Source organism: Comamonas sp. 7D-2 (assembly GCF_022749555.1).
In the GTDB taxonomy this organism is placed as follows: domain Bacteria; phylum Pseudomonadota; class Gammaproteobacteria; order Burkholderiales; family Burkholderiaceae_C; genus Comamonas; species Comamonas thiooxydans.
Genome location: NZ_CP094238.1, coordinates 811,052 through 828,327, shown reverse-complemented (window position 1 = coordinate 828,327; position 17,276 = coordinate 811,052). Strand labels below are relative to the sequence as shown.

At 63.1% G+C, this 17,276-nt stretch carries 10 protein-coding genes; 3 read left to right on the top strand and 7 right to left on the bottom strand.

The features are described from left to right. Window positions 1-19: 19 nt before the first annotated feature. Genes MPZ60_RS03690 through MPZ60_RS03680 form a run of 3 tightly spaced genes read right to left on the bottom strand, consistent with a single transcriptional unit; the run spans window position 20 to window position 7,222 of the window. The gene (locus MPZ60_RS03690; protein ID WP_012837057.1) at window positions 20-571 is read right to left on the bottom strand and encodes a hypothetical protein; all 552 of its coding nucleotides are present in this window, start codon (window positions 569-571) and stop codon (window positions 20-22) included. A gap of 20 nt (window positions 572-591) precedes the next feature. Continuing rightward, window positions 592-4,446 carry a tetratricopeptide repeat protein gene (locus MPZ60_RS03685; RefSeq protein ID WP_034357440.1) on the bottom strand — a complete coding sequence of 1,285 codons (3,855 nt, stop codon included), beginning with the start codon at window positions 4,444-4,446 and terminating at the stop codon, window positions 592-594. Beyond that, window positions 4,412-7,222: a bifunctional glycoside hydrolase 114/ polysaccharide deacetylase family protein gene (locus tag MPZ60_RS03680; protein WP_034357438.1), complete on the bottom strand. Its 2,811-nt coding sequence runs from the start codon at window positions 7,220-7,222 to the stop codon at window positions 4,412-4,414. The genes MPZ60_RS03685 and MPZ60_RS03680 overlap by 35 nt, the downstream gene beginning before the upstream one ends. A 374-nt stretch (window positions 7,223-7,596) precedes the next feature. Here MPZ60_RS03680 and MPZ60_RS03675 point away from each other — a divergent pair, with 374 nt between their 5' ends. After that, window positions 7,597-7,740, top strand: coding sequence for a hypothetical protein (locus MPZ60_RS03675; protein ID WP_165570853.1), 144 nt, complete (start codon window positions 7,597-7,599; stop codon window positions 7,738-7,740). After that, complete coding sequence (locus MPZ60_RS03670) at window positions 7,695-8,183, top strand: DUF3293 domain-containing protein (RefSeq protein ID WP_012837054.1); 489 nt, start codon at window positions 7,695-7,697, stop codon at window positions 8,181-8,183. The genes MPZ60_RS03675 and MPZ60_RS03670 overlap by 46 nt, the downstream gene beginning before the upstream one ends. Window positions 8,184-8,367: 184 nt before the next feature. On the opposite strand, the gene MPZ60_RS03665 is transcribed toward MPZ60_RS03670, so the two are convergent. The 4 genes from MPZ60_RS03665 to MPZ60_RS03650 all read right to left on the bottom strand — a co-directional run bounded on the left by MPZ60_RS03665 (window position 8,368) and on the right by MPZ60_RS03650 (window position 16,469). Beyond that, complete coding sequence (locus MPZ60_RS03665; RefSeq protein WP_012837053.1) at window positions 8,368-9,843, bottom strand: glutamate synthase subunit beta; 1,476 nt, start codon at window positions 9,841-9,843, stop codon at window positions 8,368-8,370. Window positions 9,844-9,916: 73 nt separating this feature from the next. Continuing rightward, on the bottom strand, window positions 9,917-14,653 hold the full coding sequence (locus tag MPZ60_RS03660) for a glutamate synthase-related protein (protein ID WP_034357437.1): 4,737 nt from the start codon (window positions 14,651-14,653) through the stop codon (window positions 9,917-9,919). Between the two features lie 182 nt (window positions 14,654-14,835). After that, complete coding sequence (locus MPZ60_RS03655) at window positions 14,836-15,543, bottom strand: transposase (RefSeq protein WP_034357436.1); 708 nt, start codon at window positions 15,541-15,543, stop codon at window positions 14,836-14,838. Window positions 15,544-15,632: 89 nt separating this feature from the next. Further along, on the bottom strand, window positions 15,633-16,469 hold the full coding sequence (locus MPZ60_RS03650) for an IclR family transcriptional regulator (RefSeq protein WP_034357435.1): 837 nt from the start codon (window positions 16,467-16,469) through the stop codon (window positions 15,633-15,635). Between the two features lie 103 nt (window positions 16,470-16,572). Here MPZ60_RS03650 and MPZ60_RS03645 point away from each other — a divergent pair, with 103 nt between their 5' ends. Continuing rightward, a complete protein-coding gene (locus tag MPZ60_RS03645) occupies window positions 16,573-17,274 on the top strand; it encodes a 3-oxoacid CoA-transferase subunit A (protein WP_034357433.1) in 702 nt (233 codons plus the stop codon). Window positions 17,275-17,276: the final 2 nt, after the last annotated feature.

Here is a 17,276-nt window from a genome sequence, read left to right as displayed (position 1 = left end):
TGGAAATCCTGCTCAATGCTTACCGGGCGCCGGCCAGGCCCGTTCCCAGCAGTTTGCGGATCAGCTTCTGCCCGACAGCCGACAAAGCCTCGCGACTCCATCCGCTTTGACCGCCAGCACCGCTCCAGACCGTGGCACCGCTGTCCACATCGACGATCTCCAGGGCCACGCCGACGGCTGGCTCACCGTCCACGCCGACCTTGTAGCGCCACTCGTCAACCGCCCCCAGCAAGGCATAACGCACACCCTCACTGCGTGCCCAGGCCAGCGCATCTTCGCGCCGCTTGGCATCGCGGCCATCGAACAGCGTCTCCTGCTGCGCCTCGCCTGTATAGCGCTTGACGGCACCTATGCCGCGGCTGCTCAACAAGGCCGTGGCAATGCTTTCGGCCCGGCTGCCTGCCATGGGCGTTTCCGTATGGTTCTCGAACGGCAGCACCGCCCAGTTGGCGTTCCTCTCCAGGGCCGGGGACTTGCCCTGGTCCAGCGTGGAACAAGCACCGAGCAGCCCCAGCAGGGCTGCGCCCGTGAGCATGCGGATGCGGGAGGAGAGAACAGTACGGTGAGTCATGGGAGAGCTCCTTGAAATCTTCAGAAATGGAGGCGGTAGGCGAGCTGCAGCTCGCGGGTGGTGCCCGTGGTATTCACACCCGACTTGGAGAAATTCAGTCCCAGCATCAGGTGATCCGCCCCCAGCACACTGGTGGCCAGACCGAAGCTCAGGTCGTAGCCCGTGCCGTTGATGCTGTGGCGGGTCAGGGCCAGGCTGGCAAACGGCCGCAGTGCGCGCGAGTACTCCTGTGCATAAGGCATATTGGCCGAGATCCGCAGCCCCGAAAAACGGAAATTGCCGGGCAGCAGATAGTCCATGCCAGCCTCGCTTCCCGACGGCAGATAGCGCAGCACCGCCGCATCCCGGCCGCTCAGTCCCCCGGGGCTGTTGCGGCTGTAGCGATGCCAGGAGGTGAAGGCGTCGAACTGGACCAGGGGTGCCTCGCCGCGATAGCTATGGGTGTATTGCAGCGTGGTCTGGTTGCCCAGGCCCACGCGCGCACCGGTCTGCACATGGAAACGCTCATGGGCATACTCCAGGCTGAGCTGATCCAGCCGCGACAGCCTGTAAATTGCACCCACGGCCACGCGATCCTTCATGCCCCCCATGCGCATGGGCAGCGTTTCCTGCGTCGGCAGGTCGCGGCCCAGCGCAGCCTGAAGGCTCAGGCGGCTGTCCAGGATCTGGGTGTGCGAAAACTGCATGGGCACATAGCTGCTCATTCCCTGGCGCTGGCCCAGCATGAACTCGCTGCTGGAACCCTGAGTTTTGCGCGTCAGACGCAGGCCCAGGCCATGTTCGGACGATGGCGCCTGTACAAAGCCGCGGCCGTTCACGCTGCGGCGCGTGTGATCGGCATCGATGTCCAGCGCCCAGCGCGGACTTAACGCCAGATGCCAACTCAGGCGCCGTGCCCGCTCGTCTATGCCATCCAGCCGCCGGCTATGCAACTGCAGGCCTGCATGGTCGCTGAAGGCCAGCAGTTGCTCGGTAAGAGCCAGATGCAGGCTGTCGTCGTCGGGCTGGTCGTGCTGGGTCTCGAAGGCGGCAGACTGCGCTAGCCTGCCGTCGCCCGTCAGGGTCGCCGCATTGATGCGGTCGTAGCGCGACAGGCTGGCATCGTATTGCTCCAGCAACTGGCCGACCTGGGCATGATCCTTTTCGGCCAGTGCCACGGTGATCTCGGCCCAAAGTGGCCGGTTCGCCCGCTTGCTGCGGCTGAAGGCGTACTGCTGCCACAGATAGCCCCGCTCGGTCGAATATTCTCCCTTGTCCTGCAGCCAGGCAATGGCCAGCTCCACGGCCGCCGGGGAAAGCTCCCGGCCCGTATCGCGGTCCATGCGCATGAGCTCACGCAGCAGGACCAGCTCGTCATCGCCGTGCACTTGTGAGAGCATCAACCGGTTGCGGGCCTGACTCTGCACCTTGTCCAGGTCTTCGGGGCTCAGCCAGCGACGCAGCTTGCCACCCGAGGCTCGGCCTGCTGAAGTATCGGCCAACCCGACATCCCGCGTCTGGAGTGCCTGCCTGACCCACAGCTCGCGCCGCAGCCGCCAGGCCAGATCCACCTGCTGGTTTTGCTCGAGCGCATCGGCGTAGTTCATCATCCAGAGGAAGTCGTCGCCGTTCTCCTGCAGATGGGGGCGCAGATAGCGCTGCAGGGCCACAGCCGGGCGGGACAGAGCCATATAGGCAGCCGCCAGCGCATCGTGCATCTCCGGATCCTGGGCCCAGGCCGGCTCGGCCTGCGCCAGCATCGGCGCGAGCAGCGCGGCATTCTGCGTATCTATCAGCAGCCACAGCAGTGACTGACGCATCAGGGTCGAGCCCCCATCCAGGGCCAGGCCTTTTTGCAGCAGTTCCAGGGCTTTTCTTGCCTGTCCAACATGCTGGTAGTAAAGCGCTGCGGCGTGCAGAAAAGCCGGCTGCTGAAGCAGCAAACCGGCCGTCTTGGTGTCGGCCAAGGCGTGATCGATCTGCTGACCCGCATGGCTCCACTCGTTCAGATCTTCCAGCATATAGAGCGCCTGGGACAAATGGCGCGGATCGTGGAACTGATGCCATGCGCGCAGAGACACCCGAGCCGCCTCACCGCGATCGCTGCGAATCAGCAGATTGATGACCTCGTCGAAATCGCGCGCCTTGGCATCCTGCATTTCCAGCAAACGCCTGAAAGCGCCCAGTGCCAGGGCCTCCTGCTGCTGTTTCTGCGCCACCTCGCCCAGCAGTCGCCAGTATTCGGCCTCGGCTTCAGCTCCCATATCGGCCGGCACCCGTGCCTGGGCATCATCCAGCCAACTCAGGCCAAGCGCGCGCTCACCTTGCAGAAATGCCAGCACCGCGGCCGGCATGACATGGGCCGGAACGCGCTGCGCCGGATCGCGGAGCAGGCGTTTCCAGGCATTGAGCGCCACCACGGGTTGGCCGGCACGCTCGGCCAACTGGGCCAGCAGAATCTGCGCCTGCGGCGTGTTCCCATGGGCTTGCAGATAGTCGATCGCCGGCTGCGGCTCGGCCTGGCGCTCATAGGCCTGTACCAGCGCCTGCTGCAGTGCCGCATCGCCAGGACGTCGACCCAGTTCGTGCTTGATGCCTTCCACCAGCGCGCGATCGTCGAACAAGCCCGGCGCCAGTCGCATCACAGACTGCCAGGCAACCTCACGCTGCGTGGCCTGGGCAATGGCCAGCCAGTTGTCCAGGGCCACCTGCTGGCGCCCGCTCCACTCCGCCACCTGGGCCAGACGCTCGCGCCAAACCATATTCCCCGGAGCCTGGTGCACGGCAGCTGCGGCCACACGCCAGGCATCCTCGAGATTGCGGTTCTCGAGGAATACCTGGTAGCCCAGCTCATAGGTTTTGTCGTCGAACGGAAGTCCCGGAGCCTCTTTCCTAGCCGGTGCGGCAGTGTGCCGCAGCGTCCAGCCCGGAGCCTTCCAGAGCACGGGATGCAGCGCCCAGGCACCATCGTCGGCCCCGCCGCCCCTATCAGCCACGGCCCGCATGTTCAGCCATTGCTGCTGCAGCGACAACTTGAGCAGTTGCTTGGCATAGCGCTCGGCCTCGGCCGAAGCGCCGGCCGCACGCGCCAGGCCTATCAGCCGGCGCAGCGTCTCGGGATCGCTGCCCAGCAGCTCCTCCTGCTCGCGCGCCAGCACCAGTGCTTGCTGGGCACGGTTGCCGGCCTGCAGCACCTGCAAGGCCTGCCACATATACTCGCGCGACTGCTGCACCTCCGGCGCCGCCGCGCTGGCCTCGCGCCACAGCAGGGAAGACTGCTCGTACATGGACAACCCCAGCGTCTGACGTGCAGCGGCCTCGTACACGCGCGCCTTGCGCTCAGGAGACACCTGTTTACGGGCCAGCTCCTCATAGATTTCCAGGGCCTGTGACTCATCGTTCAGCACCAGCGCCGAGGATGCCAGATAAAGGCTTTGCTCCTGGCTCAGATCGTCGCGCGGCACGGCCTTGAGCGCCTGCATCACCGCGGGTGCCAGCTGCCTGACCTGACCATCTGATCCATGGCCCCGCTGCTTGGTTTCCAGATAGCGCTGGTACAGCGTCTGCCAACGATCCCAGGCCTGAGCCGCGGCGCTGGGCAGAGCCTGCCTGCGCGCCTCTTCCTGGGCCTGTCGCATGGCCTCGAGCCGCTGTTGCTTGACCTTGAGCAGGCTCTGCAGACGTTCATTTCCCGGGTCGCTCTTGAGCAGATTGCTCAGGTAGTTGAGCGAAAGCTCGGAATCGTCCGCCGAATCGGCAAGCCGACGCTCCAGCGCCTGCTTGGGGAACAACATCCACAAGGCTCCTCCGATCAGCACTGCCAGCAGTGCGATCAGCCAGTGAGGAACCGTGGTCGGGCGCTCAGAGCGCACGGCATTGCGCTTGGAGTTGGGCACTGTGGCTGGCACTTCTGAAGGAGCGGATGGAGGAGCGGTCCGCAGCGGGAACCGCGCTGATGGAGGAACTGGCAGCGGCAGCGCTCAGCGAGCAGCCAGGCGGCAGATACATGCGCAGCTCCAGCGGCACATGACCTTCCAGCGTGAAGCGCAGACTGCCGTCGGCCTGGGTCTGCCAGTCCTTGAGGCGAGCATTGGCATCCACCAGATAGGGGGTGGAGGCGGTCGGTGCGGCCCCTGTACGCACCACCATCCGAGCTACGCCGTCGGTCAGGTGCAGATAGCTGCCGTCCACTCCCGGCGCATAGCCGGCAACGCCCGTGCTTTCGGCCATCACAGGAGTGCCCAGGCCCGGCGGCAGGCGCAGCGTACGCAATCGCCCGGGGCCGCGCAGGCGCCAGCCCTCGCCGTCCCGGCCGATCGCAAACTGGTAGAAATCCTCTACCTTGCGTATGTATTCCGAGCCGTAGACCGGGTGCAGCTTGCGGCTCAGCGCCCATTGATAGGCCTTGTGCAAGGCCTTGAGGCTGGCCTGCTTGCTGGCCGAATAGGAGTGGTAATAGATGTCCACCGCCTTGAAGCGTCGCGGCGCATCAGTCATCTCAAAGGTCTCGATAACGCGTTCGAAGCCGTAGAACGGGCCATGCCACAGATTGGTGTAGATGTTCTCGTTGGTGACCGGTGCATAGATCTGCAGATGCCCGCCCTTGTGTATGCCCCAGCTCTTGACCTCGGTGATGGACGGATTGCTGCGCATGATCGAGGTATCCCCGCCATTCATGTTCAGCAGGCCTGCGGCATCGGAGATGGCCAGCGCATCGGCGCCGGGTGCCGTATCGCCGGTCCACAGGAACACCTGGACCGGCTTGCCTGCGGGAGCCAAGCGCTGGCTGATGTAGTCGACCGAACCCACAATCTCCCGGCGCAGATCCATTTCATAGCCGGGAATGCTGAGGTTCAGGCTGGCCTCCTTGCTTTCGGCAAACAGTCCATGGCTTACGGAGCGGTCCCAGAGATAGGGGTGGGAATAGGAGTGGCTGGCGATCTCCACATGCGGCATGGCAAAGATGCGTTTGGCAATGCCCTCGAGCTGATCTGCCCATTGCGGATACAGGCCCTTGGGCGAAACCTCGGCCTCGATCACGGACACCGTGTGGGGAATACGGTAGCGCTCGAGGATCTCGCGGCGCAGCATCTCTCCGGCAAAGGGTGCACCGGGCGCTTCGGCCTTGGATGGGAATCCGTCTCCATCCACATGGGCCAGCAGCAGACGGCGGCCGTTCTCGGTGGTCACATCGGGGACGGGAATGTCTTCAAGCCGCAATGCCTGCTTGAGCAGCGCGAAAGGATCGACCACCCAGCGCGACTGCTCGGTGCCCGGCACGTCCGTCAGCACATAAGGCGTCATCACAAAACCGCCCCAGGGCGTGATGGCGGCAGAGACGAAGCGTCGGCCCTTGGCATCGTCAAAGGACAGCAGTTGCCGGCTTTGCTGCTGCAGCTGCGGCGTCAGCAGCCAGCCCGTGTAGTCGTGGGCCGGCAGCCCGGGCTCGGTCTCGAACCCCATGGCAGCCGCCTGCTCGGCCTTTTTCAGCGGAAAGGCCGGAACGGTCTCCATGGCGCGCACGCCCAGCGTGCTCGCAAGCGTACGATCCAGGGGCACGCCGGGCGCCTCCATCATCAGCAGCGGCATACCCTGCTGGACCTGGCGCACCATCCAGCTGCGCACATCCTTGAAGCGCGTGTCGGGAATGGCCCCGCCGAACCAGCTCACCACACCTGCGTAGCGATCCCGTCCCACGTCAGTGGGCAGTGCCGAGCGCACATCGGCATAGTCGACCACATAGCCCATGTAGTTGATGGGCATCTCGAGGAAGCGATGGGCCGATGCGTAATCGAGCGCGGGATCGTCGGCTCCGTTGTAGAGCACCAGTATCCGACGCGCCACGGCCTCGACCCGCCCCATGCCCAGGGTCTGCAGACCGGCATCGCTCACCCAGGCAATGATGCCCAGCTGCGCAATGCGCTGTGCGGTGGCCCGTGTAGTGTCGCGGTCATGCGGCGCCACATAGTCAATGGCCAGCACCGGCAGCTTGTCGCGCTCCCGTATGGTTTGCAGCTGCTGCAGAAGCCAGTCGCGGTCCTTGGCAGAAACTTCCACATAGCGCTTGAGATTGGCATCCCAGCCGCGATACAACGACTCGGCCGCCACCATCTGAATCTTGTCGCGCACTCGCGGCACGATCTCGAAGCCGCGGTTCAGTATCAGCTTGATGCCGGGAAAGCGGCTGTGCAAGGTGTCGATGACGCGGACCAGGCCATCCTGCTGCGCCGCTTCATCGAAGTGTGCGGCCAGGCGGTAGGAGTCCAGGGTATCCAGGAAAAAACCTCTGTAGCCCTTTTCCCAGAGCGGTGCAATCACTTGCTGAGCAAAGAACTCCGGCCACTGCGCCGGGGTCTGGTCGATCACGATGGAACGCCAGGCTCCATTGCGCGCCATCTGCCATGCGGCCGGCAGCTTCTTGAAGTAGGCCCGCTCCGGCAGTACTTCGGCTACCGAGGCATAGGCATAGAGTTCGCTGCCGGGCGCCTGGTCGCGCAAACGCTGCGGGTCGTAGCCGTGGTCGGGCTCTACAACGGCAATGTCGTAAAGACCGAGTTCGCTCAGCGAAGCCTTGGCTCCATAGTAGATGGCAACCGACGGCTCCGCAGCCTGGCTGCTCCAACCGTACAACAAGGCGCAGCAGAACACGCAACTTCGCAGAAAAGCATTCACGACCAGGCCCTCATGTTGTTGGTTTACACGTTAATTGATAGTTATCATAAATTAATATGCATTTTTGAATTGTTATTAACTTTTAAATATATAGACTGACTCACGAATATTCTGTGTAGGTACGCTGCCAAATACCTACTAAAAACCCCGAAAATACTCAAACCCAATGACCCCCAATGACCCAAACGAAGCGCGGAGGAAATTCGCTCGGCTTGACTGGTCAGAAAGAGGTGCAAGCAAGGCTCCCCGGATCACTGCACCGCGCGCCAGGGCCGTGCGCGAATCGGCGTCCCGGCTGCTGTCCAGCGGATGAAGCCAATGTGGGGGACACTGTGGCACAGCACCATCTGGGCCGAATCTCCGGACGACTGACCATGAACCAGAACCACAGCGATGCGGCGCAATACGAGATCGATCTTTCGCCGGCCGGGCAATTGCCGGACTGGAAGGCAGAGCTTGATGTGGAACGCATGTGCGCGGACACCTGGCGCCGACCAAGCTCGGCCGCCACACCCTGAATCTGACGGGCATGCAGGACACGCAGCTTCCCTCTTCATTGCAGCAGGCTTACCATCGCGCCGAATATCGCGTGCATGATCAAAGCGGGCTGGACTGGCGGCTGCAAGTCGACAGACTCCAGCCCCTGCTGCTCACGCACTACAGCGCACACCAGGTGGACTGCGCAAGCTTTCTCACGGCCTGCAATCCTCGGGGGCAGTTGCTGTCCGATGCGGACAACGCCAGGCGCATGCAGCAGTTGCGCCAGACGCTGCGCGTCGGCGCCTGGATATTTTCCGAAGGCCAGGGTCTGGATCCGCAAGGCCTGTGGCCCGGCGAAGCCAGCGTGCTGATATGGGGCATGGACGCCCCCACGGCCCGCGCCTGGGGCGAGCAATGGGAGCAGAACGCCGTGCTCTGGTGCGGCGCCGATGCCATCCCCCAGCTGCTATGGCTCAGATAAAGCGTTCTGATAGCAGCTTGCACACGCTCTTCCTAGTTATCAGCCACAAACATACCCGAAATCGTTATTCATAAATCGCATGCAGCTATCAATTCAGCTACTAGTCGATGGAGGCCATAAAAAAAGGCGCCCCGGTGGGCGCCTGTGAAAATCTTGAATATGCCTTGGCTCGCAAGGCCTTGGCTCAGCGAGGCAGTTCGCTGGCGCCCATCAGGAACTCGTCCACGGCACGTGCGGCCTGGCGGCCCTCACGAATCGCCCACACGACCAGCGACTGGCCACGGCGGATGTCACCGGCAGCGAACACCTTGGGCACGCTGGTGGCATAGCCGCCGATGAAATCGGTGCTGGCCTTGGCGTTGCCGCGTGCATCCTTGTCGACGCCAAAGGCTTCGAGCACGGTGGCGACAGGGTTCACAAAGCCCATGGCCAGCAGCACCAGATCGGCAGGCCAGACCTTTTCCGTGCCGGGCACTTCGCTCAGCTTGCCGTCCTTGAACTCGACCTGGACGGTGGTCAGGCTCTTGACCTTGCCCTTTTCGCCGCCGAACTCCTTGGTGGAGATGGCGAACTCGCGGACCACGCCTTCGTCGTGGCTGGACGAGGTACGCAGCTTGATCGGCCAGTAAGGCCAGACCAGTGGCTTGTTCTCCTGCTCGGGCGGCATGGGCATGACCTCGAACTGGGTCACGCTCTTGGCGCCATGGCGGTTGGAGGTGCCCACACAGTCGGAGCCGGTGTCGCCACCGCCGATGACGATGACATGCTTGCCGTCGGCACGGATCTGACCCTTGAGCTTGTCGCCCGCGTTGACCTTGTTCTGCTGGGGCAGGAACTCCATCGCGAAGTGCACGCCTTCCAGATCGCGGCCAGGCACGGGCAGATCACGTGACTGCTCGGAGCCGCCGGTCAGCAGCACGGCGTCGAACTCGGCATTGAGCTGCTCGGGGCTGATGGTTTCCTTGGCCCAGTTGGTGACCTTGGAATCCTTGCCCAGACCGTCCTTGCCGGCAATCAGCACGCCGGTGCGAATCTTCAGGCCTTCGGCCACCATCTGCTCGACACGGCGGTCGATCAGGCCCTTGTCCAGCTTGAAGTCGGGAATGCCGTAGCGCAGCAGGCCGCCCACGCGGTCGTTCTTCTCGAACAGGGTCACGTCGTGGCCGGCGCGCACCAGTTGCTGGGCCGCTGCCATGCCGGCAGGGCCGGCACCGACCACGGCCACCTTCTTGCCGGTCTTGTGCTTGGGCAGCAGGGGCTTGACCCAGCCTTCGCTCCAGGCACGGTCGATGATGGAGTGCTCGATGGACTTGATGCCGATGGCGTCGCCATTGATATTGGCCACGCAGGCAGCTTCGCAGGGTGCGGGGCAGATGCGGCCCGTGAACTCGGGGAAGTTGTTGGTGCTGTGCAGCGTGGTGATGGCGTTCTTCCAGTCACCCTGGTACACGAGGTCGTTGAAGTCCGGAATGATGTTGTTGACCGGGCAGCCGTTGTTGCAGAACGGCGTGCCGCAGTCCATGCAGCGTGCAGCCTGCACCTTGGCCTGATCGGTGGTCAGGCCGATGACGAATTCCTTGTAGTGCTTGAGACGTTCCGCAACGGGGGCATAGCCCTCTTCGATGCGCTCGTATTCCATGAAGCCGGTGGTCTTTCCCATGATCTTTAATCCTTGAAATCTGTGTTCGCTTGCAGTGCGGTGGCCGCCTGGCCGCCACCGCTTGGAGCCGTGTTTACTTGGCGGCTACTGCTTCTTTCTGAGGAGCTGCTGGCGCTTTCGCAGCTTGCTTTTCCTTCTGTTTGCGTTCAAAGATCTCGCCGAGTGCACGCTGGTACTCGGTCGGGAACACCTTGACAAACTTGGCACGCGCTGCGGCCCAGTTGTCCAGCAGATCACGGGCACGCTTGGAACCCGTCCAGCGGCTGTGAGCCTCCACCATGTTGCGCAGCTGCTGATCGTCGCTTTGGCCGCGGTGCCAGATGCCGGGATCGACACGCGAGACAAACTCGTCGTGCGGCAGCACCTTCTCCAGCTTCACCGAAGCGGTGTTGCAGCGCTCGGCAAACTTGCCGTCCTCGTCGTAGACATAGGCCACGCCGCCGCTCATGCCGGCCGCGAAGTTGCGGCCGGTCTTGCCCAGCACGACCACGGTACCGCCGGTCATGTATTCGCAGCCGTGGTCACCCACGCCTTCGACCACGGCCGTGGCGCCGGACAGACGCACGGCAAAGCGCTCGCCGGCCACGCCGCTGAAGAAGGCTTCACCGCTGGTGGCACCGAACATCACGGTGTTGCCCACAATGGTGTTGGTCGTGGTCGAGCCACGGAACTCATGGCTGGGATGCACCACCACACGACCGCCCGACAGGCCCTTGCCGGTGTAGTCGTTGGCTTCGCCGCTGAGGTTCAGCGTGATGCCGTTGCACAGGAAGGCACCGAAGGACTGGCCGCCCGTACCTTCGAAGTGGATGCGGATGGTGTCGTCTGGCAGGCCTTCGGCGTGATGCTTGGTCACCGCACCCGAGAGCATGGCACCGACGGAGCGGTTGACGTTGCGCGCCACTTCCATGATGCGCACCTTCTCGCCGTTTTCGATGGCGGGCTTGCAGCGCTCGATGAGCTTGACGTCCAGCGCCTTGTCCAGCAGGTGATCCTGGCTCTCCACGTGGTAGCGGGCCACGTCGGCAGGCACTTCGGGCTGGGCGAACAGACGGCTGAAGTCCAGACCCTGAGCCTTCCAGTGCTCGATGCCCTTGCGGGTGTCGAGCAGATCGGAGCGGCCGATCAGGTCGTCGAACTTGGCGATACCCAGCTGGGCCATGATCTGGCGCACTTCTTCGGCGATGAAGAAGAAATAGTTCACCACATGCTCGGGCTTGCCGGTGAACTTGGCACGCAACACGGGGTCTTGCGTGGCCACGCCCACGGGGCAGGTGTTGAGGTGGCACTTGCGCATCATGATGCAGCCTTCCACCACCAGCGGAGCCGTGGCAAAGCCGAACTCGTCAGCACCCAGCAGGGCGCCGATGACCACGTCGCGGCCGGTCTTCATCTGGCCGTCGGCCTGCACACGCACACGGCCGCGCAAACGGTTCAGCACCAGGGTCTGCTGGGTCTCGGCCAGGCCGATTTCCCAGGGGCCGCCCGCATGCTTGATGGAGGACCAGGGCGAGGCGCCGGTGCCGCCGTCATGGCCGGCGATTACCAGGTGATCGCTCTTGCACTTGGTCACGCCTGCGGCAATCGTGCCCACACCGACTTCGGACACCAGCTTGGTGCTGATGCTGGCGTGCGGAGCCACGTTCTTCAGATCGTGGATCAGCTGCGCCAGGTCTTCGATCGAGTAGATGTCGTGGTGGGGAGGAGGCGAGATCAGGCCCACACCGGGCACCGAGTGACGCAGTGCACCGATGTAGTCGGAAACCTTGCCGCCGGGCAGCTGACCGCCTTCACCGGGCTTGGCGCCCTGAGCCATCTTGATCTGGATCTGGTCCGAAGAGGCCAGATATTCGGCAGTCACGCCGAAACGACCGGACGCGACCTGCTTGATCTTGGAGCGCAGCGAGTCGCCGGCCTGCAGTTCGATATCGGACTCGACCTTGTCCTTGCCGATGATGGAGGCCAGGGTTTCGCCCTTGCTGATGGGGATGCCCTTCAACTCGTTGCGATAGCGCTTGGGATCTTCGCCGCCTTCGCCGGTGTTGCTCTTGCCGCCGATGCGGTTCATGGCCACGGCCAGCGTGGCATGGGCTTCGGTGGAGATGGAGCCCAGCGACATCGCACCCGTGGCAAAGCGCTTGACGATTTCCTTGGCCGACTCGACCTGGTCCACGGGAATCGCCTTGGCGGGATCGAACTTGAATTCGAACAGGCCGCGCAGCGTCATGTGGCGCTTGGTCTGGTCGTTGATCAGCTGGGCGTATTCCTTGTAGGTGCTGAAGTTGTTGGCACGTGTGGAGTGCTGCAGCTTGGCAATCACGTCAGGCGTCCACATATGCTCTTCGCCACGGGCGCGCCAGGCGTACTCGCCGCCGGCATCCAGCATGGTTTCGAGCACGGGGTCGTCGCTGAAGGCAGCTTCATGGTTGCGGATGGTTTCCTCGGCGATCTCGAAGACGCCGATACCTTCCACACGGCTGGCCGTGCCCGTGAAGTACTTGTCCACGGTCTCGCTGTTCAGGCCCACGGCCTCGAACAGCTGGGCGCCGCAGTAGGACATATAGGTGGACACGCCCATCTTGGACATGATCTTGGACAGACCCTTGCCGATGGCCTTCACATAGTGATAGATGGCCTTGTCGGCAGTGATGGGCGCAGCTTCGCGGCTGAAGATGTCGACCAGGGTCTCCATCGCCAGATAGGGGTGCACGGCTTCCGCGCCGTAGCCGGCCAGCACGGCGAAGTGGTGCACTTCGCGGGCCGTGCCGGTTTCCACCACCAGGCCAGCGGTGGTGCGCAGGCCTTCACGCACCAGATGCTGGTGGATGGCGGACAACGCCAGCAGCGCGGGGATGGCCACTTGCGTGGCGCTCATGTTGCGGTCGCTGATGATCAGGATGTTGGCACCGCCCTTGATCTCGTCCACGGCGTGGGCGCACAGCGAGGCCAGCTTGGCTTCCACGCCCTGCTTGCCCCAGGACAGCGGGTAGGTGATGTCGATCGTCGAGCTCTTGAACTTGCCGTTGGTGCGCTTCTCGATATCACGCAGCCTTGCCATGCCTTCGAAGTCGAGCACGGGCTGCTGCAGCTCCAGGCGCATGGGCGGGTTGACCTGGTTGATGTCCAGCAGGTTGGGCTTGGGACCCACGAACGACACCAGCGACATCACGATCGCTTCGCGGATCGGGTCAATGGGGGGGTTCGTCACCTGGGCGAACATCTGACGGAAGTAGTTGTACAGCGGCTTGTTCTTGTCGGACAGCACGGCCAGCGGGCTGTCGTTGCCCATGGAGCCAATGCCTTCCTCGCCCTTTTCGGCCATGGGGGTCAGCAGGAACTTGATGTCTTCCTGCGTGAAGCCGAAGGCTTGCTGGCGGTCCAGCAGGGACAGCTCGGTCTTGGCTGCGGGTGCCTTGAAGTCGGCGGGGATTTCCACCTCGTCGAGCTTGATGCGCAGGTTCTCGATCCACTGCTTGTAAGGCTTGGTGTTGACGACGTTGGCCTTAAGCTCTTCGTCTTCGATCATGCGACCCTGCTCCAGGTCGATCAGCAGCATCTTGCCGGGCTGCAGGCGCCACTTGCGCACGATCTTGCTATCGGGCACGGGCAGCACGCCGGCTTCGGAAGCCAGGATCACCATATCGTCATCGGTGATGCAGTAGCGCGAGGGGCGCAGGCCGTTGCGGTCCAGCGTGGCGCCGATCTGGCGGCCATCGGTGAACACGATGGAGGCGGGGCCGTCCCAGGGCTCGATCATCGCAGCGTGGTATTCATAGAAGGCGCGGCGGCGCTCGTCCATGGCTTCGTGCTGCTCCCAGGGCTCGGGAATCATCATCATCACGGCCTGGCTGATGGGGTAGCCGGCCATGGTCAGCAGTTCCAGGCAGTTGTCGAAGGTGGCGGTGTCGGACTGACCGGCAAAGCTGATGGGATAGAGCTTTTGCAGGTCTTCGCCCAGCACGGGAGAGGCCATCACGCCTTCGCGCGCCAGCATCCAGTTGTAGTTGCCGCGCACGGTGTTGATTTCACCGTTGTGGGCCACATAGCGGTAGGGGTGAGCCAGAGGCCACTCGGGGAAGGTGTTGGTGGAGAAACGCTGGTGCACCAGACCGATGGCCGAGACGCAGCGCTCGTCGGCCAGGTCGCGGTAGTAAACGCCCACCTGGTCGGCCAGCAGCAGGCCCTTGTAGACCACGGTGCGGCTGCTCATGCTGGGGACGTAGTATTCCTTGCTGTGCTTGAGGCCCAGGTTCTGGATGGCGGCCGAGGCCGTCTTGCGGATCACATACAGCTTGCGCTCCAGCGCGTCCTGCACAATGACGTCGGCACCGCGGCCGATGAAGACCTGGCGCAGGATGGGTTCCTTTTCCTGCACGGTGGGCGACATGGGCATGTCGCGGTTCACCGGCACATCGCGCCAGCCCAGCAGCACCTGGCCTTCGGCCTTGATGGCGCGCTCCATCTCCTGCTGGCAAGCCAGGCGCGAAGCATGTTCCTTGGGCAGGAAGATCATGCCCACGCCATATTCGCCGGCAGGAGGCAGTGCCACGCCCTGCTTGGCCATTTCCTCGCGGTAGAGCTGATCGGGGATCTGGATCAGGATACCGGCGCCGTCACCCATCAGAGGGTCTGCGCCCACGGCACCGCGATGGTCGATGTTTTCGAGGATCTTCAGTGCCCCCAGCACGATGTCATGGCGCTTCTGACCCTTGATATGGGCCACAAAGCCCAGACCGCAGGCATCGTGTTCGTTGCTCTTGGAGTACAGACCGTGGTCCTGGAGATACTTGATCTCGGCAGCAGTCGTCATGGGGAATCCTCTTATATCAATCGCGGGGAACGCAAGATTACGACATGACATGAAGTTATGCAATAAGTTTTAATTAGGGTCAGATTCCAATTAATTCCCAACTTTTCTTATTTGAATTTAATTAGGGACATATAAAAATAGAACAAAGCAATCCAATAAAAACAAGGAGTTGGAAAAGCCGTTTAGTCTTCGTGCACCGAAGCTGTGCGTACTGCAGGCCTGCCGGCCTTCTGCCGCTTCACGCGCCGCTCGGTTTTTTGTTGCAAATTTTCAATGAAATCGGGCTCACCCAGAGCCCAGCCACGCAGCGCGGCATGGCTGATCTGCGCCTGGGTATCGGCATCCAGACCGGCCTCCACGGCCCTGACATAAGCGGCATCCCGGGCAAACGGCGTGTTGCCCAGAGCCCAGAAAAGTGCGTGCGGGCTGATGAGCGCATCGCTTTGCAGACCTGCGTTGTGCGCATAGCTGGACCAGGGCCAGTCCACCGCGCGCTGCACCAGCCCGTCGCGCACGGGGTTGAGATCCATGGAGACCATGGTGGCCATCAGCCATTGCTCGGCCTGCAGCACGGTGCAGCGATAGCGCCCCTCCCACAAGGTACCGGTACGCCCGTGGCGGTTGTTGAAGTAACGCACATAGCTGCGCCCCACGGCCTGCATGAATTGGGGCACGCCCTGCTCGGTCCTGGGCGTCAGCAGCAGATGGAAGTGATTGGGCATGAGCACATAGGCATGCACATCGACCTCGAAGCGCCGCGCCATCTCGCGCATCAGATCCAGCATGACCAGGCGATCCTGCGCGTCCACAAAGATCTCGCCGCTGTTATTGCCACGCTGGATGATGTGGTGCGGCATGTTTGCCAGCGTGAGACGGGGAAGACGGGCCATGGAGCGGACTTGGACAGGGGCGACAAGGAAGGCGTTTCGGTCATTATGAAGCGTCGCGCCAGGGCCGACGCGTCCTCAGGCGCCAGACATCACAGATGCATGCGGCCCGAAGCACTCAGCAACTGGCTGATGTGGCGCGTAGCGGCCAGCAACTGCGGCAGCAACCGCTCGCGCATCATCTGCTCGCTGGTGCGGTTGGCCTGTCCGCTGATGTTGAGCGCCGCCACCGTCTGGCCGCGCGCGTTGCGTATGGGGGCGGCAATCGAGATCAGGCCCTCCTCCAGCTCCTGATTGAGCAAGGCCCAGCCCTGCTCGCGCACGCGGGCGATCTCGGCATACAGCTCGTCGTCGCCGGTCAGCGTGTGTCGCGTGAAGGCGCGCTGCTCGCGCCGGGCCATCAGCGCCCGCAGCTCATCGGGGGGCAGCGCCGCCAGCAGCACCCGGCCCATGGATGTCCAGAAGGCAGGCAGTCGCGAGCCCACGCCCAGATTGGTACTCATGATCTTGTGCGTGTGCACGCGCAGAACATAGACCACGTCCAGGCCTTCGAGCACCGCGGCCGAGCATGACTCCTTGACCTCGTCCACCAGCGCCTCCATGGCCGGCTCGGCCAAATTCCACAGCGGCGTGGAGCTCAGATAGGCAAAGCCCAGATCCAGGATGCGCGGCGTGAGTGCGTAGTACTTGCCATCGCTGCGCACATAGCCCAGCGTCTGCAGCGTCAGCAGGATGCGCCTTGCACCGGCACGCGTCAGACCCGTGGCGGCAGCCACCTCGCTGAGCGTCTGCTCAGGCGCCCTGGCGCTGAACGAACGTATGACTTCCAGCCCCCTGGCAAAGGACTGCACATAGCTGTCACCGGGCTTGAGCGAGACCGCTTCGCCCTCGACCGGGGTTTTCCCTGATGTGGTTTTTACAGTCTCCATTTTCATCATCCTTTTCTACAATTCTTTTAGCGAACAAATGTTCTATATACGAACATTTTAGCGCCAATGGCGCAGATCTTTGTGTAGAAAATTGGAGACACCCATGATCAACAAGATCGCCGACTCGGTCGCTCAGGCCCTGTCCGGCATTCAAGACGGCTCCACCGTGCTCATCGGCGGCTTCGGCACCTCGGGCATCCCCGGCGAGCTGATCGACGGCCTGATCGCCCAGGGTGCACGCGAGCTCACCGTGGTCAACAACAACGCCGGCAATGGCGACACCGGCCTGGCCGCCCTGCTCAAGACCGGCCAGGTGCGCAAGATCATCTGCAGCTTCCCGCGCCAGGTGGACAGCTGGGTCTTCGACGAGCTGTACCGCAGCGGCAAGATCGAGCTCGAGCTGGTGGCCCAGGGCAATCTGGCCGAGCGCATGCGCGCCGCTGCTGCAGGCATAGGCGCTTTCTTCTGCCCCACGGCCTACGGCACCGAACTCGCCAAAGGCAAGGAAACGCGCGAAATCAACGGCAAGCACTATGTGCTGGAGCACCCCATCCATGGCGATGTGGCCCTGATCAAGGCCGAAAAAGGCGACCGCTGGGGCAATCTGACCTATCGCATGTCGGCGCGCAACTTCGGCCCCGTGATGGCTTCGGCCGCCAGGTTCACCGTGGCCACCGTGCATGAGATCGTGGAACTCGGCCAGCTTGACCCCGAATCCGTGGTCACCCCAGGCATCTATGTGAGCCAGGTGGTGAAGATCGAGCGCGTGGCCACCCAGGCCGGCGGCTTCAAGAAGGCGGCCTGAGC